The 26,303-nt window shown below is 41.6% G+C and carries 28 protein-coding genes and 1 pseudogene; 11 read left to right on the forward strand and 18 right to left on the reverse strand.

Annotated elements, in window-relative coordinates; translation table 11 throughout:
• Positions 1-73 precede the first annotated feature (73 nt).
• From WKK05_RS40385 to WKK05_RS40420, 8 genes are all read left to right on the forward strand, one after another.
• Positions 74-2,356: a carotenoid oxygenase family protein gene (locus tag WKK05_RS40385; protein WP_341532119.1), complete on the forward strand. Its 2,283-nt coding sequence runs from the start codon at positions 74-76 to the stop codon at positions 2,354-2,356.
• Positions 2,357-2,851: 495 nt separating this feature from the next.
• A complete protein-coding gene (locus WKK05_RS40390; protein ID WP_341532120.1) occupies positions 2,852-3,895 on the forward strand; it encodes a hypothetical protein in 1,044 nt (347 codons plus the stop codon).
• A gap of 459 nt (positions 3,896-4,354) precedes the next feature.
• Positions 4,355-4,486: a hypothetical protein gene (locus WKK05_RS40395; RefSeq protein ID WP_341532121.1), complete on the forward strand. Its 132-nt coding sequence runs from the start codon at positions 4,355-4,357 to the stop codon at positions 4,484-4,486.
• Positions 4,487-5,185: 699 nt separating this feature from the next.
• Positions 5,186-6,892 (forward strand): calcium-binding protein, encoded by a 1,707-nt coding sequence (locus WKK05_RS40400; RefSeq protein WP_341532122.1) that lies wholly within the window; start codon positions 5,186-5,188, stop codon positions 6,890-6,892.
• 166 nt (positions 6,893-7,058) lie between these two features.
• A complete protein-coding gene (locus WKK05_RS40405) occupies positions 7,059-7,982 on the forward strand; it encodes a sulfotransferase (protein WP_341532198.1) in 924 nt (307 codons plus the stop codon).
• A 127-nt stretch (positions 7,983-8,109) separates the two neighbouring features.
• The gene (gene cysC / locus WKK05_RS40410; RefSeq protein WP_341532123.1) at positions 8,110-8,661 is read left to right on the forward strand and encodes an adenylyl-sulfate kinase; all 552 of its coding nucleotides are present in this window, start codon (positions 8,110-8,112) and stop codon (positions 8,659-8,661) included.
• A gap of 268 nt (positions 8,662-8,929) precedes the next feature.
• Complete coding sequence (locus WKK05_RS40415) at positions 8,930-10,114, forward strand: hemopexin repeat-containing protein (protein ID WP_341532124.1); 1,185 nt, start codon at positions 8,930-8,932, stop codon at positions 10,112-10,114.
• A 51-nt stretch (positions 10,115-10,165) separates the two neighbouring features.
• Complete coding sequence (locus WKK05_RS40420; protein WP_341532125.1) at positions 10,166-11,329, forward strand: hypothetical protein; 1,164 nt, start codon at positions 10,166-10,168, stop codon at positions 11,327-11,329.
• A gap of 176 nt (positions 11,330-11,505) precedes the next feature.
• On the opposite strand, the gene WKK05_RS40425 is transcribed toward WKK05_RS40420, so the two are convergent.
• Positions 11,506-11,646: a hypothetical protein gene (locus WKK05_RS40425; protein ID WP_341532126.1), complete on the reverse strand. Its 141-nt coding sequence runs from the start codon at positions 11,644-11,646 to the stop codon at positions 11,506-11,508.
• 309 nt (positions 11,647-11,955) lie between these two features.
• On the opposite strand from WKK05_RS40425, the gene acpP reads away from it, so the two are divergent.
• Complete coding sequence (gene acpP, locus WKK05_RS40430) at positions 11,956-12,192, forward strand: acyl carrier protein (RefSeq protein WP_341532127.1); 237 nt, start codon at positions 11,956-11,958, stop codon at positions 12,190-12,192.
• An 82-nt stretch (positions 12,193-12,274) separates the two neighbouring features.
• Here the strand turns inward: acpP and WKK05_RS40435 are convergent, their stop codons facing one another.
• The 6 genes from WKK05_RS40435 to WKK05_RS40460 all read right to left on the reverse strand — a co-directional run bounded on the left by WKK05_RS40435 (position 12,275) and on the right by WKK05_RS40460 (position 15,989).
• On the reverse strand, positions 12,275-12,832 hold the full coding sequence (locus tag WKK05_RS40435) for a WGR domain-containing protein (protein ID WP_341532128.1): 558 nt from the start codon (positions 12,830-12,832) through the stop codon (positions 12,275-12,277).
• A gap of 245 nt (positions 12,833-13,077) precedes the next feature.
• A complete protein-coding gene (locus WKK05_RS40440; protein ID WP_341532129.1) occupies positions 13,078-13,308 on the reverse strand; it encodes a hypothetical protein in 231 nt (76 codons plus the stop codon).
• A 73-nt stretch (positions 13,309-13,381) separates the two neighbouring features.
• Positions 13,382-15,007 carry an AAA family ATPase gene (locus tag WKK05_RS40445; RefSeq protein WP_341532130.1) on the reverse strand — a complete coding sequence of 542 codons (1,626 nt, stop codon included), beginning with the start codon at positions 15,005-15,007 and terminating at the stop codon, positions 13,382-13,384.
• On the reverse strand, positions 15,004-15,258 hold the full coding sequence (locus tag WKK05_RS40450) for a hypothetical protein (protein WP_341532131.1): 255 nt from the start codon (positions 15,256-15,258) through the stop codon (positions 15,004-15,006). Before WKK05_RS40450 ends, WKK05_RS40445 begins: the two co-directional genes overlap by 4 nt.
• A gap of 68 nt (positions 15,259-15,326) precedes the next feature.
• On the reverse strand, positions 15,327-15,539 hold the full coding sequence (locus tag WKK05_RS40455; protein ID WP_341532132.1) for a DUF2997 domain-containing protein: 213 nt from the start codon (positions 15,537-15,539) through the stop codon (positions 15,327-15,329).
• A 3-nt stretch (positions 15,540-15,542) separates the two neighbouring features.
• The gene (locus WKK05_RS40460; RefSeq protein WP_341532133.1) at positions 15,543-15,989 is read right to left on the reverse strand and encodes a DUF1257 domain-containing protein; all 447 of its coding nucleotides are present in this window, start codon (positions 15,987-15,989) and stop codon (positions 15,543-15,545) included.
• A 65-nt stretch (positions 15,990-16,054) separates the two neighbouring features.
• Here WKK05_RS40460 and WKK05_RS40465 point away from each other — a divergent pair, with 65 nt between their 5' ends.
• Complete coding sequence (locus tag WKK05_RS40465; protein ID WP_341531013.1) at positions 16,055-17,197, forward strand: IS4 family transposase; 1,143 nt, start codon at positions 16,055-16,057, stop codon at positions 17,195-17,197.
• Between the two features lie 75 nt (positions 17,198-17,272).
• On the opposite strand, the gene WKK05_RS40470 is transcribed toward WKK05_RS40465, so the two are convergent.
• The 10 genes from WKK05_RS40470 to WKK05_RS40515 all read right to left on the reverse strand — a co-directional run bounded on the left by WKK05_RS40470 (position 17,273) and on the right by WKK05_RS40515 (position 23,460).
• Positions 17,273-17,713, reverse strand: coding sequence for a DUF1257 domain-containing protein (locus WKK05_RS40470; protein ID WP_341532134.1), 441 nt, complete (start codon positions 17,711-17,713; stop codon positions 17,273-17,275).
• A gap of 114 nt (positions 17,714-17,827) precedes the next feature.
• Positions 17,828-18,901 carry a hypothetical protein gene (locus WKK05_RS40475; protein WP_341532135.1) on the reverse strand — a complete coding sequence of 358 codons (1,074 nt, stop codon included), beginning with the start codon at positions 18,899-18,901 and terminating at the stop codon, positions 17,828-17,830.
• Positions 18,902-18,974: 73 nt separating this feature from the next.
• On the reverse strand, positions 18,975-19,163 hold the full coding sequence (locus WKK05_RS40480) for a hypothetical protein (RefSeq protein ID WP_341532136.1): 189 nt from the start codon (positions 19,161-19,163) through the stop codon (positions 18,975-18,977).
• Positions 19,164-19,325: 162 nt separating this feature from the next.
• Positions 19,326-19,595 (reverse strand): hypothetical protein, encoded by a 270-nt coding sequence (locus WKK05_RS40485; protein WP_341532137.1) that lies wholly within the window; start codon positions 19,593-19,595, stop codon positions 19,326-19,328.
• Positions 19,596-19,683: 88 nt separating this feature from the next.
• Positions 19,684-19,980 (reverse strand): hypothetical protein, encoded by a 297-nt coding sequence (locus WKK05_RS40490; protein WP_341532138.1) that lies wholly within the window; start codon positions 19,978-19,980, stop codon positions 19,684-19,686.
• Between the two features lie 112 nt (positions 19,981-20,092).
• Positions 20,093-20,491 (reverse strand): hypothetical protein, encoded by a 399-nt coding sequence (locus WKK05_RS40495; RefSeq protein WP_341532139.1) that lies wholly within the window; start codon positions 20,489-20,491, stop codon positions 20,093-20,095.
• Positions 20,492-20,535: 44 nt separating this feature from the next.
• Entirely contained in the window at positions 20,536-20,808 is a 273-nt protein-coding gene (locus WKK05_RS40500; RefSeq protein WP_341532140.1) for a hypothetical protein, read from the reverse strand.
• 226 nt (positions 20,809-21,034) lie between these two features.
• Positions 21,035-21,589, reverse strand: a complete 555-nt coding sequence (locus WKK05_RS40505) for a hypothetical protein (protein WP_341532141.1) — start codon at positions 21,587-21,589, stop codon at positions 21,035-21,037.
• Between the two features lie 414 nt (positions 21,590-22,003).
• Complete coding sequence (locus WKK05_RS40510) at positions 22,004-22,645, reverse strand: hypothetical protein (protein WP_341532142.1); 642 nt, start codon at positions 22,643-22,645, stop codon at positions 22,004-22,006.
• Positions 22,646-23,136: 491 nt separating this feature from the next.
• Complete coding sequence (locus tag WKK05_RS40515; RefSeq protein WP_341532143.1) at positions 23,137-23,460, reverse strand: helix-turn-helix transcriptional regulator; 324 nt, start codon at positions 23,458-23,460, stop codon at positions 23,137-23,139.
• Positions 23,461-23,668: 208 nt separating this feature from the next.
• On the opposite strand from WKK05_RS40515, the gene WKK05_RS40520 reads away from it, so the two are divergent.
• Positions 23,669-25,018 carry an MATE family efflux transporter gene (locus tag WKK05_RS40520; RefSeq protein WP_341532144.1) on the forward strand — a complete coding sequence of 450 codons (1,350 nt, stop codon included), beginning with the start codon at positions 23,669-23,671 and terminating at the stop codon, positions 25,016-25,018.
• 195 nt (positions 25,019-25,213) lie between these two features.
• Here the strand turns inward: WKK05_RS40520 and WKK05_RS40525 are convergent.
• Positions 25,214-26,090: pseudogene (locus WKK05_RS40525) on the reverse strand (pirin family protein).
• Positions 26,091-26,303 lie beyond the last annotated feature (213 nt).

Here is a 26,303-nt window from a genome sequence, read left to right on the forward strand (position 1 = left end):
TTTCAAAAAAGTGCTAATAAAAACCCTATTCAATAACTGAGAAATTAAAATTTATCTTCAAAGTCAAATTATCATGCAAAATATAACAATTTTTAAAGTTACTGGACGAATTTACGAAGCTGAAAGCGGTTTAGGAATCCCTAATTTAATAGTTGAAGCATTTGATAAGGATATTGTCAGTAAAGATAAATTAGGACAAGTTAAAACCAATAGTACTGGCACTTTTGAAATTAACTATACCGAAGCTGATTTTAAAGGCAAATTTGATAAATTTGAGGGTAATGCCGATTTATTTCTTATTGTTAAAACAGCAGACAGTTCAAAAATATTGTTTTCTACAGAGAAAGATATTCGCTCTGATGCTACTACACATGAGCATTTCGACATACCAATTCCTCATGTTGAAATAGTACATAAACCATCAAAAAATGCTAAAGAATTATTAAAAATTCTCATTGGTATTGCTTGGATTGATGGAGTATTAGAAGCTGAAGAAGAAGAATTTTTGCAGCGAGTTGCACAACAAAAAGGATTGACTGAAGATTCAGAAATTAAATCTTTATTATCGACAAATCAACCTGTCAAACCAGAAGAATGTTATAGCTGGCTTCAGTCTTATTTGGGAAGTTATCCTGATGAAAAAAGTTTTCAGGAGTTATACGAAGCTCTCAACTCGTTGATGTATACCGATGGTGTATTAGATGCAAAAGAAAAGGAACTCATACAAACCCTTGTGATCACCACAGCAGCCCCATCTGGTACTCGCTCTAGTAATTTGCATCGGCGATTCATGAGCGCTTTGATGGATAGCAAATTCCTAGCTAATGTTTTACAGATGGAGCGATCATCAATAGTCAATAAAGGGCCTTCGGTTACTGGCTACTACGCTCGTGTACCTTACCAAATTTTGAGCCGCCTCAGCACTACTACTAGAGTTAATATTCTGGCAAAAGACATAGCAGATTTTTATTTGACTGACAATTTTGCCCCTGTCAAAGAAGAAATAACTGCCGATAACCTAAGCGTCATTGGTGAACTACCCCAAGAACTGAATGGTATATTTCTCCGCAACGGCCCTAATCCCCAATTCGAGCCTATCGGACTACATCACTGGTTAGATGGAGATGGAATGCTTCATGGAGTAAATATCAGCAACGGCAAAGCCAGCTACCGCAATCGCTACATTCGCACAGAGGGGTTTGAAATTGAGCAAAAACAAGGTAAAGCAATTTGGCCTGGTTTTCTGAATCTGCCTCGATTTGATGCCCCTTATGGTTTGATAATGAAGAATACTGCTAACACTTCGACTATATGGCACGCAGGTAAACTGCTGGCATTGTGGGAAGCTGGCGCACCTTATGAAATTCGTCTTCCTGATTTAGAAACAGTTGGGGTACATACCTTTGACGGTAAGCTTGCTTCTACCTTTACAGCTCACCCAAAAGTCGATGCTCAAACGGGTGAAATGATTGTAATCGGCTTTGCACCTATTACTCCTCCTTACCTGGAATACAGCGTTGTTTCCGCAGATGGCAAAATGTTGCGAACCGTACCTATTGATCTACCTGCGCCAGTGATGATGCACGATTTTGCCATCACTGAACATTACACCATTTTTTTGGATATGCCGCTTGTCTTTAGTCCTATGCGGATTATGCAGGATCAGTTGCCCATTAAATTTGAAAAGCAAAACCCCAGCCGCATCGGCATTGTACCCCGCCACGGTGATAACCGAACTATTCGCTGGTTCAATATCTCGACTTGTATGCTCTACCATGTTGCTAACGCTTGGGAGGAAGGCAACGAAGTTGTACTTATCTCCACCAGGACACCCGATACGTATTTCTTTATTCCTCAGAAAGACAATGGTGAGGGGGGAGATACTGAATTTGAACACTTCCGCCTATATCTATACCGGCTCGATTTGGCAACGGGTGTTGTGAAAGAAGAATTGCTAAATAACAATAATATCGCCACGGAATTTCCTCGGATTAACGATGACCTGACTGGGCGAAAGACACGTTACGTCTACGCATCTCGACAAGCTACTTACATGAGACCTAGACTTTTGTTAGATGGTCTGCTCAAGTATGACTTGAAGACTGGTAGCACTCAAGTACATGAATTTGGTCGAGGGCGCTTTGGTGGTGATAGCGCGTTTGCGCCTCGTCCAGGTGCAACTGCTGAAGACGATGGTTGGTTGCTAACGATGATCTGGGATGCAGTAGCCAAGCAGTCTGAATTACTGATTATTGATGCCCAAAACTTCACATCTGAACCGATGGCGCGGGTAATTATGCCTGGGCGCGTTCCTTACGGTTTCCATGCTTCTTGGATTTCTTCTGTTGCAATGTAACCGACAAGCCCACTAGCACTAGCATGAAACTGAAGCAAAAACTTGCCTTTTATGGGTGCTTTAAGAGGCTAACAACGATTTCATCAACTTGCAGATTTTGGTATTTTTCACACTAAATCTATTAGTAATTATTTAATCTGATTCCTACTCGCTGAGGACATTAATTGAATGGAGCTCACATTAGATAGTAAACCTGCTCCCGTTACCTGCTGCTCTACCACACGTATCGCTTTTTATTTTTGGGAACTATAACTAGAGCTTTAGAGGATAGGAAATGTTGGCAAAAAATCCAATTCGTTGGCGGCAAGTTCTGCTGGTAACAACTTTAGGGACAGTAATTATATTTACGATGGCTACAGCCTTCCGTTATTGGTAAGTAAAAACACAGGGTTGGTGTGTCCGGTTTGCTCCAAATGGTACTCAAAAAGTTTTGTACGGTAACAATTGTTTAAAATAAAAATGTAAAAGGTGTGGGCATCGCAACAAAAGCCATCAGTGACACAATTGTGGCAGGAGGCGTGGACGGCTGACCCCTATGGTTCTCGGTGGATGCCGCTGACTACTGCCCTGAGCTACAGTACTTTTATCTCTGCAAAGAAAATTCTAACAGAAAGTGGATTGTTCATTTTTAAGCCGGATAAGTCGATTCAGGATGGCCGGGAGACTGTTAGGTGGATGGTGCGGAATTTGCATGGCAGCCGGATGAAGGAATTTTGGGAGAAAACTAATGCTCTTAATCAGCAACCAGATTCTCTAAAACAAGAACTAAATGCTGAGATTTCAGAGAAAGATGCTGGCTCCAAAGAAATGCGTGCTTTGTATAAAGCATCTATTTCAGATAAAACCCAGTCAGAGCAAGGGTTTCAAAAACACTCACGAACTGCTCAAGAACACCTCACCAACTCTTCAGTAGAGTTGGTGAGGTGTGTCTCTGACACGAAAAAGGAAAATTTGTGTGATGAAGAGACGGCGAATGCGCCCTTGGGGGGCGCGTCGCCTCAGTTTGTTGCAAACGTGTCAGAGAATGAAGTGGAATTGCCTACGGCAACGGACTGCACGTTGCTACAAAGAGTGGATATTGTACAGAACGGATCTACTTTGTTGAAAAGAGAAAATCGGGATTTTGGTGATGAGCAGAAAGACTGCCTTGAAAGCGATTATTCCGCCGCCCCCGTTGCTGAGAATGAAAAACCACCCAATCAAGTAAAACTAAATCAACCTCTTAGGGTGATGTCTGAAAACTCAGTTTTAGCTGGAGAAGTGAAAGCGGTAAGTGAGGGTAAAGGTTCCGCCGCTGTACCTGTACCAAATGCTGAGAAATGGTCGCATGAAGCGATTGTCGCAAGGTCAAATATGCGACCGTCGCGTATGCAGAAACTCAAGGTGGCAAGCACTTCGGGGCAAAATCCGGGTTTTTGGTTCTTGCAAGAGTGCTGGGATGATCCGGCACTGATGATAGTGATCAAGAAATTGCTAGTGAAGTTTCCACAGTGGGGTGTTGTGATTGTGGATGGGGTGTTAGTCGATTGGCAGGGGTAGCGCTATTGCCCAGTATAACAGTGCTTCATGCAATCGCTAGCTTTGAAACAGGCACTATGAACAAGTAAGGGAATCAAATCACCAAAGGTTGTATTTGTCGCTAAAGCCAGAGGCGGCACATAAGAAATCTAATGTGATTGCTTCCTTTGAGTGGGCAAAGCAGGAGAGGATTATGATTGCAATGTCAGGGTCAGATGTGTATACGCGCCTTGGGTGAGGCGGTGGACTTGCTCTCAATGATGCGGCGGTTGACGATGCTGTTGTCAATGAACAGACAAATCAACAGAAGTAATTTTCAAGCGAACTGAACAAAAAATTAGTCATTAATGAATTATTTTTCGGAATTATCTTAACTGTCTTAACTGTCCTTGCATCGTCAACGTATTAGCTGTACGTTAATGAGTAATACATAAGTAGCATAAAATTATACATTTAATGAAAAAAATATTACTGTTATGAATGGCTGTAGCACTAAGTACTGTCAGGGGAAACTGTGGAGTTGCTCTCGATGATGCGGCGATATTCGATGCAGGAGTGATAGCACAAGGAAACTGGCGATCGCCTTCGGCTGGCGTTCCGCCATCGCTATAAGGTCAAAAGCTTGACTGTGGCGGATATCCAAGCTGAAGATGGCAGGGATTCTAAGAGAAAATTAGCTACAACAACAATATTTCTGTTTTAGTGAAGTAGGAAAAGTGGGTTTAGTGGGGAATTTTCTAATACCCCTTGTTTATCCTGTTGATAACCTGTAACTTGGTAGCTAGTACATAGCAACTATCAATCTAAATGAATCACTTTTGAAGAATTCACTTGTTAGGATTAGAAAGCTCCAAATAACAAATGCATGAAGAAGAATTCAGTCCTTCAGGAGTCAGAATGTTAGAAATTTTAGTCAAATTCTTCTCAATCAATATACAAATCATACACTCATTGCTTTTAAATTCTGACCCTTAAGAGCGGGACGCTTCGCGAACGACAAGCTCAGGGCATCGCTTCTGACTCACTTTGACTAAGCTCAGTGACCACCTGAGTGCTGAATTCTAACACTAAATTAAAAATTTAGCGGTCTTAAATTGTGTCTGTGGTCTTTTCTCCCACTTATTGCATTCAGTCATTCTGAATTCTGAAGGACTGAATTCTTTATAGATTTTGCACGATATTCTACCACTTATTTAGAAATCAGAATTGGGAATAAATTCTAGCTTTTGATGCCAATATTGCTGTTTCGAGCAGCAAACGAAGAAATTCAACTATTTGTTATCGAATAATTAAACAAAGAGGTTAAATCTGATGACACTGTATCAAGTCACTCAAACCACCGACAACGGAAACGGAGACACGGTAGGCACTCTCAGCTATGCCATTCTCCAAGCCAATCGCAATGCAGGGACTGACGCGATCGAATTGAAAACGAACGTCAGAATTACGAGCGTAATGAAGAGGCTGCCTGATAGTGATATCGTGATCATCGGCAACGACAAGACAGTTAGTGGCGATGCCAACAATAATGGGCAAACTGACAATGAAGATTTGCGTCCGTTCTTCATCAAGTCTGGAAACGTGAAATTCTACGACCTGACTATTACCAACAGCACTGCTAAAGGAGGGGATAGTCGCTTGGGTGGCGGCGGTGCGGGAATGGGAGGAGGGATGTTTATCTACGGTGGGGATGTCTCTTTAAGCAACGTAACTTTTAGCAACAACCTAGCGCAAGGTGGCTCCACCACTGAGCAAGGCCTCGGCAATGGTGGCGGTGGTATGTTCGGCAACGGCGGCTTCGGCGGCGGCGGCGGCGGATTGTTTGCTTCTGGCAGTAATACTAATGGCGGCTATGGTGGTAGTGGTAACTATAGCAGCAACGACAGATTCTTCGGTAAAGGCGGCGATAGTGGCGGCTACGGCTTCGGTGCCGCCGGCGGCAACGGCGGCTTCGGTGCCGGCGGCGGCAACGCACGCAACGGCGGCAACGGCGGCTTTGGTGGCGGCGGTGGCTACGGCAGAGAAAGAGGCGGCAACGGGGGCTACGGCGGCGGCGGTGCCTACGGCTACGGCCGCTTAGGCGAGGGCGGCTATGGCGGCGGCTTTGGTGCCGGCAGCGGCGCAGGGATGGGAGGTGCGATGTTTATCCGTAGTGGCAAGCTCACCCTCAACGGAGTCAATCTGAATAACAATTCAGCAAATAGCGGTAGTCAAGGCAATGGCAGTAAAGGCTTGGGAGGGGCATTGTTCATCATGCAGCGCACTGAAAATTCCAACGATAACAATCAAGGGATGCCTACCACTTTGCCGACTGTTGTCTCTGAGGGGGCGCAGCCAACCTACTCAGGCAATTCCGCCAGCGATGATACAGGAGCCAGCAATAATAACGACAACGTATTTGGCACTGTCAACACCGTGACTGACTCCAAGGCTGGTAATGATACTATCAATGGCACTAACAACAGCGATATTCTAGATGGCGGTGCAGGCAACGACACTATCAATGGACTCGGCAGCAACGACATTTTGATTGGCGGTCAGGGCAACGACAACCTCAACGGTGGTGCTGGTAGTGACATCCTCTACGGTGGGCTTGGCAGTGATAATCTCAATGGTGGGGCGGGAAATGACTCCCTGATTGGCGGTGCTGGGAGCGATCGCTTTATTTTCAACTCTGGACAAGCGTTTACTTCTGCGGGTGTGGGACTAGATACTGTCAGCGATTTTGTGCAAGGTACGGATAAGATTGCTTTGTCCAAATCCACTTTTACTGGCATTGGTAGTGCAGTGGGCAATGGATTCAGTCAAAATAATGAGTTTGATGTTGTTGATAATCTCAATCTCGTGACCGATCTTTTTGAGGGATTGGGAGCCGCCAATATCATATACAATCGCCAAGATCGAGGCTTGTACTACGTCGATGACGGTCTTTTTGGTGGTCTAACAAACCCGACCAAATTTGCTACGCTTCAAGGCAACTTCACACCGACTGCCAGCGATTTTGTGATTACCACCTAGCTAGAGTAATTTATCAAACAGAATACATTCGTCAGGAGTCAGAATGAGCGTATGAATTGGAGTCGAACTGGCTCCTGAATGAGTGTAAAATCATGCAAAAATGCCTTGATAAATTCCTGTCTTTATTCTGACTTTTGGATGCTGAATTATTACATAACTACGAATTATCCAAGTGACACAACCTAAACTACACTTTATCTCTGGATTACCCCGTTCCGGTTCCACCTTACTCGGAGCTTTGCTGCGACAAAATCCCCGCTTTCACGCCAGTATGAGCAGTCCTGTTGGGGGTCTAGTCATCAGTATGCTGGAAGCCATGAGTGCAGATAATGAGTTTTCAGTTTTTATTACAAAAGAACAAAAACAAGCTTTAACTAGAACGATTTTTTCAACTTACTATCAGCCGCAAGCAGACAAAGCAGTTATCTTTGATACCAATCGCTTGTGGTGTAGCAAATTGCCTTTAATCCACGAGCTATTCCCCGATGCGAAAGTGATTTGCTGCGTGCGGAATGTTGCTTGGATTATGGATAGTGTCGAACGATTGATTCGGAAAAATGCTTTTGATGTGTCGCGTTTATTTAATAATTCTGGTGAACGTTCTACCGTTTACACGCGCACCGAAGCTTTAAGTCAATCGGGTAGGTTAGTTGGGTTTGCTTATAACGCTCTCAAGGAAGCATTTTACAGTGAATATAGCGAATCTTTACTTTTGGTAGACTACGATATTTTAAGCCAAGCTCCCGATAAAACCTTATCGCTGATTTATCAATTTCTGGGAGAATCACCCTTCGAGCATGACTTTACTAATGTGGAGTACGAAGCTAACGAATTTGACCGTCGGCTGAATACAGAAGGACTGCATCAAGTACGCTCCAAAGTCGAGTTTCAACCACGTGCAACCATTTTACCCCCTGATTTATTTGCTCAATATGAAAGCTTATCTTTCTGGGAAACTCCAACCAGTAGTAGTCTAGCAAATGTGATTGTTGCTCAACCACAGATTCCTCTAGCACCCCAGAGTGATACAGAACTGTTTGACTCTTTAAATGGCTCTAAGTCGAAAAAATCAACTAAACAGAAAAGGTAAGAATTCAGGAGTCAGAATTTATGAGAATTTCAGTAAAATTAAGATATTGATTTATCAAATTTTAGCCTGATTCTTTAATTATTCATCAGGACTGAATTCTGACTAAAAAGTTAATTTGAAATGAAGTATGAAACAATTTGGTGCAATTCTCTGGCTGACAGGATTAAGTGGTGCTGGGAAAACAACGATCGCTCAAGGTATAGCCCAAGAACTTCAAAAGAGAAATTGCTTAGTAGAAGTGCTAGATGGTGATATAATTCGCACCCATCTTTGTGCAGGATTGGGTTTTAGCAAACAAGACCGAGATACAAATGTGCGTCGTATTGACTTTGTTGCAGAACTACTCAGTCGCAATGGCGTAATTGCAATCGTTGCAGCAATCAGCCCCTACCGTGAAGTTCGAGAGCAACTCAAAAAAACTTCTACCAATTTTGTCGAAGTTTATGTAGATGCTCCACTTTCGGTTTGTGAATTCCGTGATGTGAAAGGACTCTACGCTAAAGCCAAAGCAGGGGAAATTAAGCATTTTACTGGCATTTCTGATCCTTATGAAGAACCATTAAATCCAGAGATTATCTGTCAAACTGATAAATTTACCGTTGAGCAATGTGTTAAGCAAGTACTTGATTATTTAGAACGGCAAAACTTAATCTGTGCTTTAGAGCTTGTTACAAAATAATTTTGTACACGCCGCATGGTAAGGCTGTGGCGTTAGCCGAGATGATAGGGAAGTTTCTGATGTAGAAGTGAATACTGCTCACTATGTCAACTATCTGCATATATAACCGCGATATCAATGTATTATCAAGCAGATAAAGTGTTATGATTGTTAGAATGATGGCTAGAAACTGTCTTAACTGTCCTTATATTCTTCAGAAAATTTTGCAATATTAAAAACTATTGCAGCCATCGAAGGAAGTTTTTTGTCAAAAAGTAGAGTTCAAATCATGGTAGATACATCTGTATACAGTAAAGCCTATTTCTTTAAAGGCAATCAATATATTCGTTACGATATCGCAGAGGATAAAGCTGATGCAGGTTATCCAAAGTCAATTAAAGGTAACTGGGCTGGAATGGAAGCTTTTGCTGATGGTGTAGATGCTGTTATCAACTGGGGCAACGGAAAAGCATATTTCTTTAAAGGCAATCAATATATTCGCTACGATATCGCAGAGGATAAAGCTGATACGGGATATCCAATGTCAATTAAGGATAACAACTACTGGCCTGGATTAGATGCTTTTGCTGATGGTGTAGATGCTGTTATCAACTGGGGCAACGGAAAAGCATATTTCTTTAAAGGCAATCAATATATTCGCTACGATATCGCAGAGGATAAAGCTGATGCGGGTTATCCAATGTCAATTAAGGCTAACAACTATTGGCCTGGGTTGGATGCTTTTGCTGATGGTGTAGATGCTGTTGTCAACTGGGGCAATGGAAAAGCATATTTCTTTAAAGGCAATCAATATATTCGCTACGATATCGCAGAGGATAAAGCTGATGCGGGTTATCCAATGTCAATTAAGGATAACAACTACTGGCCTGGAATGGAAGCTTTTGCTGATGGTGTAGATGCTGCTGTCGAATGGGGCAACGCAAAGCAAACACCACCTGACTTACCACCTATCTCTAATAATGGAACGATCACTACCCAAGCAGGTAAAACCTATAAGGTTAAGATAACAGTCAATATTCCTGGCAATATTAGCTATAACAATAGCTTTGGTATCTTTGCAATCAATGATGATGGAAGTGTTGCCCGAGCCAAACCAGGAGAGTCTAATTACGCTCAAACAGTAGTGACAAATCGGATTCCACTATCAGGTGCTGACCAAGGTTCATATACAAAAGGACAAACTTTTGAGTACGATTTACCGGGTGGGCCAACATATAGTGTTTTTCTGATTGCTAACGGTACTCCGACTTCATTCTTAGAGAAAAACCCGCAAAATCAGGGTTCTGTTCCTCCTTTAGCTTACTTCTTCAATACTGCTGCTAATCCTGATGGCAAATCTCATGTCAAAGTCATATCAGCTAATGAATACGGTTTTGAAGATACTTACGGTGGTGGAGATCAAGATTTTGATGACTTAATTGTGAAGTTAGAAACTTTTGAGCTGAAGCAGTAAAACTATTCAAACAACCTCTAATAAAAACTGCAAATTAGGGTAGATAAGATTATGAGCCAAGCAATAACTAAATTCAAGATTGAGGCTAACGATGATTCAGAACCTTCGTATGAGCTTGGGTGGGATTTTCTGACAACAGACCTGAATAAAGATGCTGGAGGAAAATTCATCTATTTTGGATATCAAAGTATAGATGGGCAACCTCCTATTACTTCTGTAGATGTCAAATCTTATGATTCTGCACAGTCTAATCCCCCGCAAGGGTGGTCTTGGGATTCGACAGATTTAAATCAAGGAGCAGGTGGTAAACATATTTATCTGTTGTGGAAAACTGGAGAAAGTAACAAGCCTGCTATTATCAATGTTCAAGTGATTGCTGGTGATCAAAGTTCTCCTCCAAATATTCCAGGATGGATAGCCATTCCACAAGATATAAATGAAGGATCTGGAGGAGCTTATATTTGGCTTTATTACAGCACGACAGTACCAATAGTTAAGTCTCCTCCGAAATGGAGGTTTCGTTTCCATACTCTAGAAGTTATTAAAGCTCAGGAACAATCTGGGCTTAGTAACGGTGATGAGCCATATTTTATTTTTTTTGGTGTCAGGTCAACCTTTCAAGTTCCTGGTTCAACAAAAGTATTCTGGCATCAGTTCATTAACGATAGTTGGGCATCGGGTATAGACACAAGAGATAAAGCAACAATTCCAAAAGACATGGGAGAATTAATTTTCCCCGATGTTAAGCTATTGAGCGAAGCAGACATATTTGATAATAATAAGGCTCCAGAAATCATTGGTTTTCTTGGAGTATGCCTTGAAAGTGATAACACAAGAGCTAAGGACATCATAAATTTGATGAGTAAGCTTGAGCAAGCTATTTTTGATGAGTTTAAAAAAATGATTGAGGACGGGAAATTTGATATAACTGATCCTGCTAAAGCAATAAATGAGGCAACACAACATATTCAGAAGGCTTTGGAACTAAGTCTCGCAGATAAACTCACACTATTTCTGATTGCTATTGGCGATCCAGATGATTTTATCGGGTTTAACAGTAAATTTTATGTGGCAGGTGATTCATCAGTGAAAAAATTTCTTTCAGAATTTGACGTGCCAGTTGAATGTTTAGAAGACAACAGAAATTTAGAACTTAAGTTTGAAGGTGACGGTGCCAATTATAAGGTTTTATGGAAATCTCATGCGCTAACTTGAGGTTATACTTTTCATCACATTGAGGAACTTATAACAACACAGATACTCATAAGGGGAGTTTTTCCGCCGCCCATACTGATACTGTTGATGAATGTAATACATAGTTGTATTCTAGGGTATTACGTAAGCTCAAACCTTCAATCTATCGTTGCAGCTTTGAGTTGTAATACTTTTGTTTATGCGTTTGTAATATTTTCGCTAATAGTATCATCACCGTAGGCGATCGCTCCTTCCTTTTGAGTGGGCGAAGCAACAGCAGATTGTGCTGGGGATGTCGGGAGGAGCGCTCCCTGGGTGAGGCTGTGGTGTTGGCCCAAATTATGCGGCGGTTGACGATGCAGGAATAAGTTGGAGTCTTTATGTCAACTCCCTGCATACGGAGAAATACATACTAATTTAGTATTAGGCAATTAAGCTGTTATTTAATATTTTTATGCTTGATAGTTAACTGTCTTAACTGTCTTAACTGTCCTTGTATTCTAAAAGTAGTAAGTGATATTAATAGGTGTGAAAGACTTAAAGAAGAATGCAGAATTCAGAACTTAGTAATCTTTCAGTGGGGTAGAGTGAGTTCTCATAACTAAGCTTTACTTCAAATATTTGGTCTATATAGTGTGTAAAAATCTATGAGTAATATTGAGGGAAGAGTCAAGTCGCTCATTAGTATCCAACTAGGTATAAAAGAAGAGGAAGTTACCCCAAGTGCTAGTTTTGTTGAAGATTTAGGCGCTGACGAACTGGATGTTGTAGAATTGATAGCGGCATTGGAGGAGGAGTTCGACGTCGAAATTCCTGATGAAGAATCTAAAAAAGTTTCTACAGTACAAGCAGCTATAGATTACATAGATTCTCACAAAGCATAAGTTTGAATTGAAAAGCTGGTAACTTTCATGTTCTTACTAATGATTACCACCAAACTCATCAAAAAGTTTGATGGTAATTCGTTTACAAATGCCGCCAGAAGTTCTTGCTGATGGTCTTGAGACTGACAACCTTGGGTTCTTCAGTTGGTTCAGTAGTAGTAGCAACAGCAACCGCAGCAACTTGTGGTGCAGGTGTCGTTAGCAGTGATTTGAGTAACTCTCGCTGATGATCCACATCTGCAACAGTGCGGTATATTGTGTAGGGATCAATTTGCATCCCTAATGGTGTGGGTACAATTTTTAAGTATTGATTCAGCATTTGAATATAATGCTCATCAAAATTCCTATTAACAACATAAGAGCGCAACCCATTAAGCAATCCAATAGCTCTTTCAATTTCGTAAACATCACTTGTAGCTATTTGTGGCTGACTTTCGCGGTAGCCTTTCGTTTTCTTCTCGGCTAAGAGATTGTAGTATTTAGAAACAGCTTGTTGATGGCTATTAAAGGAATGAATTTTGGTTTGAGCGTTGTAGCCGACTCGTCCCCACTGAACTGTTAACTGACTACCTTCAACCTTAGCTGACCAGAATTTGTTGCTGTTGTTGGCAGCGTCAACATAAACAAGATATATTTCCATAATTTTAATGCTGTTATTAGTGAGCAGGTGAATATTTGATATTCACTTTGTTTTGGCGTAGCGGTCGCTCTCTACAAAACGACCGCTTTTCACTCAGTTCATATTCCGAAATTTGGCAGCACGCAAAGATTGAGTTTTCGCCGTCTGTACAATAGGACTACTTGCGGGTCTTGCAGTAGCCGCCCTCTCCTTAGTAACAACGCCGCTCTGTATTGGTTTTACGGCAGTAGAAGAGGTTAGCAACACTAATCAAGTGTTATCTTTTTTTCCAATTCAATCAATAAAGCTGCAATCATTAAAGCTTGGTCTTTTGAATTCAAAGAAGCAAGGATTTTAGCACACTGAGAAAAGGCATCGTGCAACCCTCTATAATATTCTTGAGATTTTCCTTGTGGGATTTGTTGCTGCGCTACTGTTAGAAGTTCGTCTGATACGAATTCTTTGAGGAGCGAAATCTTTGGATTTTGTTGGCTCATTTATTTCCTAAACTTAATTTTTGCATTTAACAGAGCGATCGCTTCTAATATTATGAAGCAATCGCTATTCTCATCAGTTCATATTCCGGAATTTGGCAGCACGTAACGATTGAGTTTTCGCTGTCATTTCAACAGGACTACTTGCCCGTCGTGCGGTAGCCGCCCAACCCTGCATTCGTTCCACCGCCGCCGCATCCTGAATAGCAAGCGGGGTAATGGTTTGACGGCAGGCTTCTAAATCCCCAAGTGTGATTTGCTGTGGTCTACCTTCGTCAAACGCCAACAGTGCAGCTTCAGCAGCAAGCGTCTCCAGTTCTGCGCCTGAAAACTTTGCAGTATTGGTGGCGATCGCCTCCAAATACTCCGATTCAACAGTGATGCCAAAGCGTTGCAGATGAATCCCTAGAATCTGGACTCGTTCCGGTTCTGTCGGCAAATCAACAAAGAACATTTCATCAAAACGTCCTTTTCTCTTGAGTTCAGGAGGTAGCGCAGATGGGTCATTACAAGTGGCCACAACGAACACACCAGTTGTACATTCAGACATGAACGTGAGGATGTTCCCCAGGATTCGCTGTGAAACGCCGCTGGTGTCGCCACTTCCAGACAGAGCCTTTTCAAGCTCGTCCATCCAAATTATGCAAGGTGCAATCGCTGAGGCTGTTTTGAGTGCGCGGCGAACATTCCCCTCAGATTCACCAACTAAAGAACCTAGCATTGAGGCTATATCTAGCTGGAGTAGTGGTAAATTCAGGATATTAGCAATATTCTTGGCAACCATTGACTTACCTGTACCTGGAACTCCAGCCAATAGCACACCTTTGGGTTGCGGCAAATGCAGCTCACGCGCCTCAGTTGTGAACAGCCGCCGCCGTTTTTGTAACCACTCGCGCAGTAAATCCAAACCGCCGAATGGTACGCTGGCAGGTTTACCCAACTCGATACCCATCTGAGCCAATAGTCGAGTTTTGTACTCGACAGCCTTGGGTATGAAGTCGGCATCAACAACAATGCCATCGTCGGTCAGCTTTTCTTTTACCGTCAGGCGTAAGAAATCACTAATCTCTTCCAAGGTCAGTCCTAAAGCTGCGCGAGAAAGGGTTTCTTGATCGGAATTGGTTAAATTCAACTTAAAAGGCTCATCAATTTGAGAAGCTAATTCCCACAGGTCGTACAAGTAACAATTAATATGCTCTTTTACCTGCTCAACACTGGGGAGAGGCACTTCACAGTAAGGAATTAAGCGTATGAGTGACTCGTGTAGTTGAATGTTTTGCCCCAGCAGCACAATGCGTTTTCCAGTTGGCTTGAGGCGATGGTAGAGATTTTTTACCTTACTGACAATCTCCCAGGATAACGAAGGCGAATTCTTACCAATGAACGAGTGAATATCTCCGAGAATAAAGACTCCATCACCACTAAAATTTGCAATGTAATCAAATACATATAACAGCGGGTCAGCGTGTGGTGGTTTCTTATACTCCGCTACTGGCTTAAACATCAAGCCACCATCCGACGCAATCAAACACTGTTCTAAACTAGAAACACCGAGGTTCCAAAAGAACACTGGACTTTTTAACTTGTTGTTAGCTTCAGTAGTTAACCACTGAATAATCGTTGCTTCGTCGGGCGACAGTACATCAAGCGCTGCAATGGGGATTTGTGAATCAAGCGTGGAGAGTAAATTTGAGAGTTTCATTGTTTTTCAATCTCATAAGGAACTAGAGAGAGTTCATCGTGAGTATTAACCAGTCTCACGATTACCTCATAGACTTCGGCATCGCCGTCAAAAACCTCAGCCATACCATTGCGCTCTGGTTGAGCGATTGCAGTTACAATTGCATTAATCAATACACACAAACCCTCAGTATTAGCTTTGATGATCACGGGCTGGCGTGGTTTTTGCTGGGCGTATACATGGATAAAAGGGTATTCTTTTGGTAGGTACATAAAATCTCTTATTTGGGAGAACCACGACAACAAAGCCATTGGCAATAGTCGCAGTTCCCCTTTTCTTATTACTGTCTAAGTCTGGTTTGGCTGCTGTTCGTAGCCCGAAGTTGTTGGGTTTGGGCTTCGTCTTTATAAATGCGATCGCCTTCGTCCACAACTCCAAGTGCGGATTCAAACGGTTGCGTAGCTGATAAACAACTCACTCCGTCAAATCCCTCAGCCTCCACACGAACTTCACCTGTCACTGAATCAAAATGAATCAATATTGAACGTTCCATGCGTTATCTCCTTGTATATTGCTGTTGTTGCTGATGTCCGGCGAAAGTTAGGCGTAGGGTTTGCACAGCCCCGTTGGTTTCTTCAGCGATCGCACAGTCTCCAAATTGCTGCTGAAGCTCGACAGCCTTGGCACGAACCATCCGTTGTCCATAAGCCAGCATTAACTTGTTACTAAAGAAGTCTTGCCCTAAACGAGGGTCTGTCTCGTAGGCATCGTGTATCACATCATACACATTACTCTCTTGATTCCACTTGAATCCAATGTCTGCACGGGCTTTAATCGTGCGACCAGATACGATAATTTCAGCACTCCTTCCCTGGGAGCTACCGTAATAACCTCGCAGTGGTTGTGCTGTTTCATGTACTTGCGGTGCGAGGTTCAAATCCTGTAAAGCTTGTACCAGACATCTTGAGGGGATACGAAATACCCTGAAATAGATATAGGGCAACGAGTGTAGCAATTTGTGGTAAAACAAAAAGAGCATTCATTCGCAATAAGCTCTATTTAATGATAATATTACCAGAATTCTACGAGACACACCTCAAGCGAGAGCTTGGACGTACTGAATACTTATTACTAAAACTCCTTATCTGTTTATTACAATCTATTAAAACTGTTAGCCTTGAGGCGCTAGCGACTGCTTTACCAATACCAATACTATTTGAAAGTAGAAGGAAAAAACTTCAGCGATTTTTATCTTTAAATTACATCAATGTTGAAGAAATTTGGTTTCCAATTATCAAAAGCTGGCTAGAAATAAATTTTCCTTTAAATGAAGTTATTTATGTAGTTATAGATCGGACTAATTGGGGATGCATTAATCTATTAATGATTAGCGTGGTTTGGGACAAAAGGTCTATCCCAATATATTTTGAGCTATTAGACAAGTTAGGCTCAAGTAATTTTGATGAACAAGAAGCAGTATTTAAAAAAGCATTACCGATTTTCAAGGATTATAAAATTGTAGTGTTAGGAGACCGAGAATTTTGTTCAATAAAGTTGGCTAACTGGCTCACAGAGCAGAAAGTATATTTCTGCTTACGCTTAAAAAAGGACGCATTTATAGAAATAGAACCAGAAATTTGGCTGCAATTAAGAGATTTGGGTTTAGCACCTGGTCTTTCCTTCTTTTACCAAGGTATTAAATATACGAAATCTCAAGGGTTTGTTAGCTTTAATCTCGCTACTAAATGGAAACGGAAACGTTTTGGAGTTGCGCCGGAAGAGGGCTGGTTTATTCTGACTAATTTAGATGATTTAGATTCGGCTATTAAGGCTTATAAACAACGTTTTGATATTGAGGAAATGTTTAGAGATTTTAAAAGCGGTGGTTATAATTTAGAAGATACTAATGTATCAGGTCAAAGGCTAATTTCCCTAATATTATTAATCTCACTTGCATACACGGCTGCAACTATATCTGGTCAAAAAATTAAACGCATGGGTGTTCAAAAATATGTAGGCAGAATTAAAGAATCTGGGCGGACAGTTCGCCGTCATAGCAGTTTTTATATTGGATTATATGGGTCTAACTGGGTCGATTTCATGGAAAATTCTTATGAATTGGTGGCTGAGTTAATGACACTAGCTCCTAATAAGCGTAAGTATTATCAACAAGGAGAAAGGGCTATGAGGCTTATTTTATCTGCATTCTAGCCCTTTTTGTCCCCCCTCAAGACCAGACATTCACGGTTAGCAAGCTTAGTTTTAACGGTTGCAAAGTGTGACATTTTATTTTCTAGTATGTTGTTGAGTTTGTAGGCTGACTCGAACAGTAGTAACAGAACCATTTGTCACGGTTTCTACTATTTCACCTCCAAATTGCGTAGCTACTAATGGTAGATACAAATTGATGTAATGTTGTCGCAATTTTGAGATAAACTGTGTGCCTAAGCCAACACCTGAAAAGGCTTGTCCATTGTGTCGGTCGTAATCAGAAATTAAACATTCATAATCTGTACCGTTGAACCAAAATCCTAAATCATTGCTGACACGACTAATCTGCTCACGAGGTACAACTATGTGAGCAACTTCCTCTCTTTTGTCTCCTCGCCAACCATACAAATTAACTGGAGAAGAGTGGATTTGGGGATAAAAGCCCAAGTGTCGAAGGGCTTCAACTAAACAGGATTGGTCTTTAAACTGGACTGCAATTTTAGAAAAATGTGACATGGAATTTTGCTCATAATAGTAAAAGTGCGATATTCTTTTTGAAGTGAATATGGCACTTTTAATCATCAAATTCATTAGTCTTGAGCGAATACACTCTCGCCCAAGACTATTTTTTTACCGGAACTTGAACGACATGACGGTAGCTTTTGACAAGCCTACGTCGCCAGTTGCTAACTGTTGGAGATTACGTTGTTCATCTAACAACTTGGTGCGGATAGAATCCATCTTCTGCTGCAACTGACTGCGCGTATCTGAACCTAGATTCTTGGACTCAATCGCCGGATCATTCACAATTGAATCCAAGTGCGCCATCATCGCCTCCAAGCTGCTGCCAGCAAGAGGATCAGCGTTTGCCAGTAACACCTGAACCTTCATCAGATGCCGTTGCATTTTTTTCTTAAAGAGAACCGGTTTCCTTCCTGGTTCCCAATCAGCCAACTCTTCGAGTAATTGAGCAGCAAGTTGTTCACCACCAGCGAGGGCTGATTCACGTAACCGCTGCTCTAGATTTTGGTCATACTGTTGGATGAACTTGGTAATCTGGTCTAGACATTCGGCTTGCTGCTGGTTCAGTTGCTCAGACAGTGCTGGGATAATCACTGGACGACCTATGATTACTTGTAAGTAGTCTTCAAGGTCAGTCAGAGTAGGGAAGGCTCGAAGCAAGTTGGCTTTTACTGATTCTTGCTTGGACTGCGGTAATTCCCAAGTGTTAAGTGAGAGGAACTGGTCAATCCGCTCTTGATAATCGAGAAGTCCTGCTTCGTAATCAACTTTTAATTGATTACGCAGTCCAGGGGCGATATTATCTCTGATATTAAGAAGTTGACTCCAAACAAGTGGAGCTAAATCAATTGGGCAAACCCAATCACCAGTATCAGATGACATCCACTCCTGCACAGAAGCAATCTCTTGTCTGAGTTGGGCGGCGGCTTCGTCCAACTTCTTGAATACCTTGATACCTCTGAGCCCAACTTCGGAATTCGTTACTTTCACAAGGTCTGATTCAATTTCAGAGACTTCACCTTTTAAGACATCAGCCCATTTAGGTGCAGCAGATTTTGTACTTTTCTTTAACTGAATCCGAAACCGAATACGGGTTTTATTCAACTGCGAGAAATTATGACGTTCAACCACTGCATCAGTTAGAAAGTTTGAAGTAGCAGCGTGATCAATTGCTTGTACCATTTCTGTTAATTCTCCAATTATTACTTTTCACTTCTTGTGTAGCGAAGCTCTCTTGCAAAGCCATAGTTGGAAGCTAGACCACAACCCAATAAGTTCCTGATTTCCGAACCATATAGGATGTACGATTGATAGTTGCAGTTCCTAACTCTTGACTATCTTTTAGCCGATGAATGTTTTTGATAGTTCGGTAAACTATCTTTGTAGACCCATTGTTTTGTAACTTAATGGGTCGTTTGACAACAGGTGGTTTATAAATTGACATGACTTTAAAAGAAGAATTCAGGAGTCAGAAGTCAGAATAAACTGAATTCTAGGTCACAAATAAGTCAACAGATTTCATCAAAATTCAGAAATAATTAAAATAGCTTGAAATGCTTTTCTTAACTAAATTCTGAATTCTGTATTCTGAATTCTGTATTCTGTTTCAAAATAATTGAAGTTGTTCAGAGTTATCTCCAGGCGCAGAAGTCGAGGCAGACATCCCTACTACTTCTTGACAACGGATTGCTAATTTAGTCCGATTTAAAACTATATCTGATTTCTTTTTGTGTCCTGGGGTAGGTAAATGACCAAAGACATATCGAGGATTAGTACTAGTACCTGATTGACGCAAATACTGATATAACCCTCCATCAATTTGGTAAACCTTTGATGGATTTAATAGCCTTGGCTCGTAAACAGGATTAAGTTCCATTTTCGTTCTCCTGATTTAGTAAATACTTTCAATCTCTAAGCAGCGTAGCGATTGCCCAGAAATACTTTCAACAATTGCGCTCTCTTGTTTAGTTGTAAACCTTAAGTGATGGAGCTTTCCGTTTCAAATTCCCGTTACCATCGTCACCGTTAGTTGTGATTGTCGGCTGCTGAGAGCATTCGGATTTCTTGCACTGGTATTGCCAATGATTGATTTGTGTTTTCTGCCGATGTTCTACAAGAACAATAATATTTTTGTATTTGGGGTCTTTTCCACTTATTAAATAAGCGTCGCCAAGTGCATAAAATCCTGTAGCTACATAATGGCGTTTATCTAACCCCATCAGTGCATTCCAAGCTGATTCGTGTTGTTGTACTTTACTCATTTGCAGCAATTGTTGTAGAGTGTGCTATAGTTTATTGCTACCATTTGGTAATTATGTGGGAACTTTATAGAGATTTCAGTTCCCACTTTTTGACAAATATGAGCAACTCTTGTTAAGCAGTAAGTCTTTTTTTCCTTGGCTCGGATAATCTGGATGTGCCGTTAGGTGAGCGAGGGGTCAGAGAGATAGGCGCAGGAATTGTACCAAATGGAGTACGGATTTCCAAATCCGTATTCAACTCTTCTTGAAGAACCGCTAGCCGTTGCAAGTGTAAATCAATTTCAGCTAGGATTTGGGCTTCTTTTTCTTGCTCTGCTAGGAGATGAATTTGTGTTTCCAGTAAATTTAGTGCTTGACCAGTAGTTTCATTGACTAATACTGTATAGTACCAACCTTGACGATTCTTTTGAGTCGAATAATTGATACCAATAATTTTTCCCTGTTGGGTACGCTGACCTATAGTAAAAAGAGGTTGAGATAGAGAGCGTGTCAGTGTGATTGTGGCTTGCATTTTTGTTACCTTTTGATTAATTAGTGGTTGAAAGTGACAGAGGATTACAGATAGAAATGCTCGAAGATTTGATGAAGTTTTGCTTTCTCTTCATCTGGTAAAGCGTTAAAATCAAACTCTGATGAATCCCAAACTTCATCAAGACTCGTGGACTCGTCAACAATGTCTGCAATTAATCGTGTCTTGTCGTCATAGTTCCAACCGTTAGCCAAAAGCCACGGCAAAACTCCCTCAGATTTCAACAGCTTGGATAAGTCAAATGAGTCAGAAAACTGTTGTAAGTTTTCGACAGTTGGATGAACAATTGTTGTTGTCATTAGATTATTTTGGGTAATGAATACACAGCACAGTAAGCTGTAGATAAGGTTTGAGCAACTGATAGTAAAATTTGTTACAAACCCTATTTATAACTAACTGATGAATTCATACTTAAGACATAACTTTAAATAGGTTCTCAAGTAATCTGCAATAATCGGTTCTTAAGCAGTATTTTTCACCCAAGTAGGCGGATTTTTTCCGCCTATTTTTATTAAGATTTTCTGCTTAAAACACCATTTCATTCGCAGCTTTCGTAACAGCTAAAGCCTGTTTACTTATTTCTCGCCAATCCGTTTGCTCGTTGTAGTTAGCCATGATTAGCTCAGACCCTACCCACACGCGACAGAACAACACAGTTCCCTTATCCCCTGCCTGCGGTTGAATTGTCACTGGGGAATAAAGCTGTTGTGGAGTCAACAAGGCAACGGCTGCTAATATGCTTTTTGAAAAGTGCGTATCATAGCCGCTTTCTAAGATGTAGAGTTTGTCTGCTTGAATTGAAATCAACAATTTGCACTTTTCTTCCCCATTCCTGTCGCTCTTATCAAATTTCAGTTCTCGCAGATATCCAGTTAAAGCAGTTTGGGTAATCGCAACTGGTTCATTATTCGATAGCACATACCACAACGATTTGTTATGACGATTGCAGTAGATTTTGCAACTGCCAGCATCAGAGTGCAATCCCAGTTTCGGTTTATTGATTGAAGCGACCAACTGCTTGAGTAATTCTTCTTGGCGCATCAAGAGGGCAAATAATTCTGATGTTTCTTGAGGAGTCATGTGTTTAATACCAATACATTTTCATCGATGCTTGGCGCAGCCTTATTAGAGTTATTGTTTTTAAATGTGTTTGTATATCCTGCCCTTAGTATTTTGTGACTTAGAAAAAGCTGTATTATTTATTACGCTTAACAGTGCTACATCGCAGTTTATTCTGTCTAATGGAATATTGGTTAACTGCATAATTGCTTTACAGTAACAGTGCAAGAAAGTTAAACAAGCCCCATCTCGCTCTTTAGATGAGGCTTTTACTAATATCTAGATTGAATGCGTAAAATGCCGTTGCATATATGATGCGTATCAGTATTTGTAAAGATATTTATCTGATACTATTCAAACATTACCATATCCTGTTAACACTAAAAAGCCAGACAGGTATCTGGCTTTTCAGTTTTCGTACTCTTCCTAGCTACTTTAACCAAACCCTTTAGTAAGACAGAGGGCTTTTGGCTGCTGATGAGCAATTACACCACTACTAACTTCTGGCTGATATTCCACTAGCCTTCGCCATTCTTCAACCGTTAGTGTCTCGAATGGTCTATCTAGCAAGTCTTCGCAACAGGTTAGTTGAGTCATTGACAACGACCACACCGCATCAAGAGCAGAGTCACACGGGACTTTCTGCTGATGTTCTGACGAAGTTCTTGTGACCCACCATCTGCCGTTAGTGCAGCCTACTTGACCAAGCTTCTGGTCTTGGTAGTAAATACCATCGTCTAGGATTTCAAAACCGTACTTTTCACACTCGTCAGCAATCTGAACCATGATTTCATTCCCAGTTGTCGCGCCTGGAGCTTCTTGCTCTTGCACTGGTAGTGAGCCGGCTTTATACTCCCAGCAGATGTAGCGATGGCAAAGCATTGGGGTAGCAGCACGATGGAGTTCTTCATCATTGACCATGACTACCCAGCGTTGCGTTAAGTGGTCATGGTCATAGGTGATGCTGGCTATCAGTTTGTCATCAGCGTAATATTCGTGGCAGCCAAAGCAGACTTCTACTACTCTTAATTCTTCAACTTTGACGCAAGGGGTTACAGTTGTTGCAACTTGTGGCATAATTTTAAAACCTTAATTAGGTAATAAAGGCGATCGCAGATTTATCAGGTCAAGAGATCGCCTCTGTTTTTGTGTCAAGTTGTTGTGCTTGCACAACACTCTCAATCTAGAATTGGCGAAGCCTCATGAAAATATTCCACTCTTGAAACGTATCAGCTGATGTCAAAACACCAGATATCACTAAGCTGTAGAGAAGATGTTGGGATGTTGCCGTGTCCTCTGTGCAGCCATGTGGTGTCCATTGAAAAGGCGATCACTTACTGAGGAGTAGCGATCGCCTTCTGTAATCTTGATTTTTTTTGCAACCAGTTTTCAGACTTGGTAGGTCATCGGAATCTCTCCGGCGGCTTCAGCATTAGAAGTTTACTTCCGGCCACTCCGGGTTAGCTCCGGCTACTTTTCCCGGCGGCACTTCAGTTTTGATTCAGTTGCTCTCGGATTTCGTGTTTGAGGAAAGCAGCTTGCTCTCCTTGAGCATTATTGTGCAACTTTTAGTTACAGTTGTCAATCCCTAGTTGCACAATCTTGGTTGATTTCAAACATAGTAATTCGGCTAAAGTACAGCCAAATACTTGACACAAAGCAGTAATGAGTTCTGGGGAAACGTTTTTGACCTCTGTATTTGTTTCTATCCTGTTCAAGTACTGGCGAGAAATATCTACTTCAAATTCAGTAAGCCTTTTGGCTAAAGCCATTAACGGTATATCGCCACGCAACTCACGCATTTTCTGCCCACGTGCATCTGTCCATTTAATAGATCCTACTTCTGTTAGCGGTATCATTGTGACCTCTGGCTGTTCTTCTTGACTAATCATATTATGCAACTATTTATTGACTAATATAATGGATAATTGCAACTATTAGTAGCAAAAATTGAACCAAAGCGATTGCTTGCTATATAATCCGTATTTCACTCTTTACGCACATGGCAGGCATAGCAAAGACTTTAGTTCAAAAAAGCAACATTTCCACTCATCAGGTTTACATTTTTCAAAAACCCTCTGTTCTCTCCATCGGGTTATTATGTTTTCTGAAATCAAGAAATGCCTCTTGTTAGCCATACCTCTCTCCTTGGCACAACTGGCTCAGGGGGCGACTGGTTTTGTGGATACGGTAATGATGGGCTGGCTAGGAAGTCAGACCATTGCATCTGGAGGTTTAGGAGCTAGTATCTTTGGCTTTTGTCTGCTGCTGTTTACTGGTATTGTTTCTGCTGTTAGTCCCCTAGCTGCTCAAGCATACGGAGCTGGAAATCAAGAGAAAGTCGGGACAATTGTACGGCTGGGATTAGGGATATCTCTGATACTAGCAATACCGATTACTTTACTGTTTTGCAATGGAGGTAGTTTACTCCTGCAACTAGGGCAGGATGCTAACACAGCAGCATTAGCACAGACTTATTTAAGAGCGATCGCACTGGGTTTCATTCCTGCTTTAGGCTTTGCGGTACTTAAAAGTTTTCTTTCTGCTCTGTTGCAACCGCAATTAGTGATGGTGACTGTAGTTTTGGGTACTTTGCTCAACATTGCTGCTAACTATGTGCTGATGTTTGGTAAGCTGGGTTTTCCAGCGATGGGTTTAGCTGGTATTGGTTGGGCAAGCACACTCTCACTATGGAGTATGTTTGTTGCTTTGACAGTTTATGTATGTAATCAACCTCAATTTGCAGTATATGGTGTTTTTCAACCCTCATTTTACAAAGCTTTTACCTTAGAACATCGCCATATCATTGGCGAGATTTTTCAGGTTGGGCTGCCAATCGGCGGACTGATTGCAGTAGAAGTAGGACTGTTCACTGTCGTCACTTTCTTGAGCGGGCAATTAGGAACAAATGCCCTTGCTGCTCATCAAATTGCTTTACAAACTATTTCTATGTCGTTTCAGATTGCGCTGGGCGTTTCTATTGCGACAACAATTCGTGTTGGGCAGTTAGCCGGACAAAATGACCTCGCTAGCACTCGTCTGGCTGGATATGTAGGCATTGCCATTGCAGCTTTATCTATGGCTGTAGCAGCCATTGCATTTTGGCTTGTGCCAAAGTCAATTATTTCTCTTTACATTGACATTAACGACCAAAACAATGCACAGGTGGTTGCCCTGGCAGTGAAATTGCTCGGAGTCGCGGCGATTTTTCAAATAGTTGACGGTGTGCAAGTTACTGCTGCGGGAGCATTACGCGGACTCAAAGACACTCGAATCCCTATGTTGATTGGAATTTTTGCTTATTGGTGTGTTGGCTTATTCACTGGTTATACTTTCGGAATCACGTCGGGCTATGGAGCTATTGGTCTTTGGTGGGGATTGGCTATTGGTTTAACCCTCGCTGCAATAATCTTGACTTGGCGCTTTAGCACCAGAACAACTAATTACTGAGAAACACCGATGAATTGTCTGTAGCTGTTGGTGAACTCACGGCTGTATAGCTGTATATCACTTGTAAATTTGAACGGTGTTGTGAGAGTGGCAAGCTACTTTAATTGCGTGATCATTTTGGTTCAGCCGAACAGCTACAAGATTGAAAAAGAATTCAGAATTTAGAATAAAAAAGTGAGGAATTCAGACCTGCTACTAGGAGAAGGGATTAGCTTCTGTTACCACTTCTGGTAGTGGAATAAACTCTGTTTCATCTGGCAAGGTTGCAAAGCGGCGATCGCGCCAATCAGCTTTAGCTTGCTCTATTCGCTCTGCTCGGCTAGAGACAAAATTCCACCATTTGTAGCGTGTACCCAATGGCTCACCACCAATAATAATGCATCGAGCAGCAGCGACAGCAGAAACCTTTATCTCATTATCTGGCTCTAAAATGGCGAGGCGATATGGCTCTAGCGGTTCATCATTAATGTTTAACCCTTCTGTGACACTGTATACTGCCCTCTCAGAATAACCATTGGGGACAATGAAATGAGCATCGGCAGACAGCACCACATCTAAATAAAGAATGGGTGAGAAAACTTTCACAGGTGAGGTATAGAAGCGTGTTTGTCCAACAATGAGTTTGATGATAGCGCCATTCTCTTCCCAGGTCGGAAGAGTTTCAGCAGGATAGTGAGTAAACCTTGGATCTGTTTCTTCGTATTCTACAGGCAAGGTGAATTCCATGAATGCTGGCTTCGTTATAGCGGTCATGATCCGGAGATCGTTCTGAATGTACAATCCCCTTGCCCGCCGTCATCCAGTTCACTGCACCCGCTTGGATTGACTGCACAGTACCCAAACTATCGCGGTGCATCAAAGCACCATCAAACAAGTAAGTTACTGTTGCAAGATTAATATGAGGATGTGGTCGCACATCAATGCCTCTGTTGGGGGGCAACACGGACGGGCCAAGATGATCAAAAAAGATAAACGCCCCGACCATTTGGCGATTAAGATATGGCAGACTCCGGCGGGCAGTAAACCCACCTAAATCTTTAACTTCGGGTTCAATCAGTTGAATTATTGCCATAATTGATAAAAATAGATTATGAATGATGAGATTATTATAGGTAGATTCATTTGAGAAAAAGCCAACATTTAAGAGGTATCTGTTTGTCTTAAAATTTCTCACTGTCCCAAGCCGAGTTCTCAACGCGCAACTAAAAATTACCAATTGCCTATCTTCATTTGTTTGGCATGAACCAGTAGTGTATAAGTTGACGTTGTTAATTGCTAATTAGGA

The sequence above is a fragment of the Nostoc sp. UHCC 0302 genome, from assembly GCF_038096175.1.
In the GTDB taxonomy this organism is placed as follows: Bacteria; Cyanobacteriota; Cyanobacteriia; order Cyanobacteriales; family Nostocaceae; genus UHCC-0302.

Excerpts from the sequence above, each read along its gene's own strand:
- WKK05_RS40435 (WP_341532128.1), bottom strand. The coding sequence starts at position 12,832 with ATGGAAATATATCTTGTTTATGTTGACGCTGCCAACAACAGCAACAAA.
- WKK05_RS40490 (WP_341532138.1), bottom strand. The coding sequence starts at position 19,980 with ATGAGTAAAGTACAACAACACGAATCAGCTTGGAATGCACTGATGGGG.
- WKK05_RS40445 (WP_341532130.1), bottom strand. The coding sequence starts at position 15,007 with ATGAAACTCTCAAATTTACTCTCCACGCTTGATTCACAAATCCCCATT.
- cysC (WP_341532123.1), top strand. The coding sequence starts at position 8,110 with ATGAAACAATTTGGTGCAATTCTCTGGCTGACAGGATTAAGTGGTGCT.
- WKK05_RS40495 (WP_341532139.1), bottom strand. The coding sequence starts at position 20,491 with ATGCAAGCCACAATCACACTGACACGCTCTCTATCTCAACCTCTTTTT.
- WKK05_RS40510 (WP_341532142.1), bottom strand. The coding sequence starts at position 22,645 with ATGCCACAAGTTGCAACAACTGTAACCCCTTGCGTCAAAGTTGAAGAA.
- WKK05_RS40455 (WP_341532132.1), bottom strand. The coding sequence starts at position 15,539 with ATGGAACGTTCAATATTGATTCATTTTGATTCAGTGACAGGTGAAGTT.
- WKK05_RS40520 (WP_341532144.1), top strand. The coding sequence starts at position 23,669 with ATGTTTTCTGAAATCAAGAAATGCCTCTTGTTAGCCATACCTCTCTCC.
- WKK05_RS40450 (WP_341532131.1), bottom strand. The coding sequence starts at position 15,258 with ATGTACCTACCAAAAGAATACCCTTTTATCCATGTATACGCCCAGCAA.
- WKK05_RS40470 (WP_341532134.1), bottom strand. The coding sequence starts at position 17,713 with ATGTCACATTTTTCTAAAATTGCAGTCCAGTTTAAAGACCAATCCTGT.
- WKK05_RS40475 (WP_341532135.1), bottom strand. The coding sequence starts at position 18,901 with ATGGTACAAGCAATTGATCACGCTGCTACTTCAAACTTTCTAACTGAT.
- WKK05_RS40515 (WP_341532143.1), bottom strand. The coding sequence starts at position 23,460 with ATGATTAGTCAAGAAGAACAGCCAGAGGTCACAATGATACCGCTAACA.
- WKK05_RS40395 (WP_341532121.1), top strand. The coding sequence starts at position 4,355 with ATGGCTGTAGCACTAAGTACTGTCAGGGGAAACTGTGGAGTTGCTCTC.
- WKK05_RS40480 (WP_341532136.1), bottom strand. The coding sequence starts at position 19,163 with ATGTCAATTTATAAACCACCTGTTGTCAAACGACCCATTAAGTTACAA.
- WKK05_RS40485 (WP_341532137.1), bottom strand. The coding sequence starts at position 19,595 with ATGGAACTTAATCCTGTTTACGAGCCAAGGCTATTAAATCCATCAAAG.
- acpP (WP_341532127.1), top strand. The coding sequence starts at position 11,956 with ATGAGTAATATTGAGGGAAGAGTCAAGTCGCTCATTAGTATCCAACTA.
- WKK05_RS40505 (WP_341532141.1), bottom strand. The coding sequence starts at position 21,589 with ATGACTCCTCAAGAAACATCAGAATTATTTGCCCTCTTGATGCGCCAA.
- WKK05_RS40400 (WP_341532122.1), top strand. The coding sequence starts at position 5,186 with ATGACACTGTATCAAGTCACTCAAACCACCGACAACGGAAACGGAGAC.
- WKK05_RS40440 (WP_341532129.1), bottom strand. The coding sequence starts at position 13,308 with ATGAGCCAACAAAATCCAAAGATTTCGCTCCTCAAAGAATTCGTATCA.
- WKK05_RS40500 (WP_341532140.1), bottom strand. The coding sequence starts at position 20,808 with ATGACAACAACAATTGTTCATCCAACTGTCGAAAACTTACAACAGTTT.
- WKK05_RS40415 (WP_341532124.1), top strand. The coding sequence starts at position 8,930 with ATGGTAGATACATCTGTATACAGTAAAGCCTATTTCTTTAAAGGCAAT.
- WKK05_RS40420 (WP_341532125.1), top strand. The coding sequence starts at position 10,166 with ATGAGCCAAGCAATAACTAAATTCAAGATTGAGGCTAACGATGATTCA.
- WKK05_RS40385 (WP_341532119.1), top strand. The coding sequence starts at position 74 with ATGCAAAATATAACAATTTTTAAAGTTACTGGACGAATTTACGAAGCT.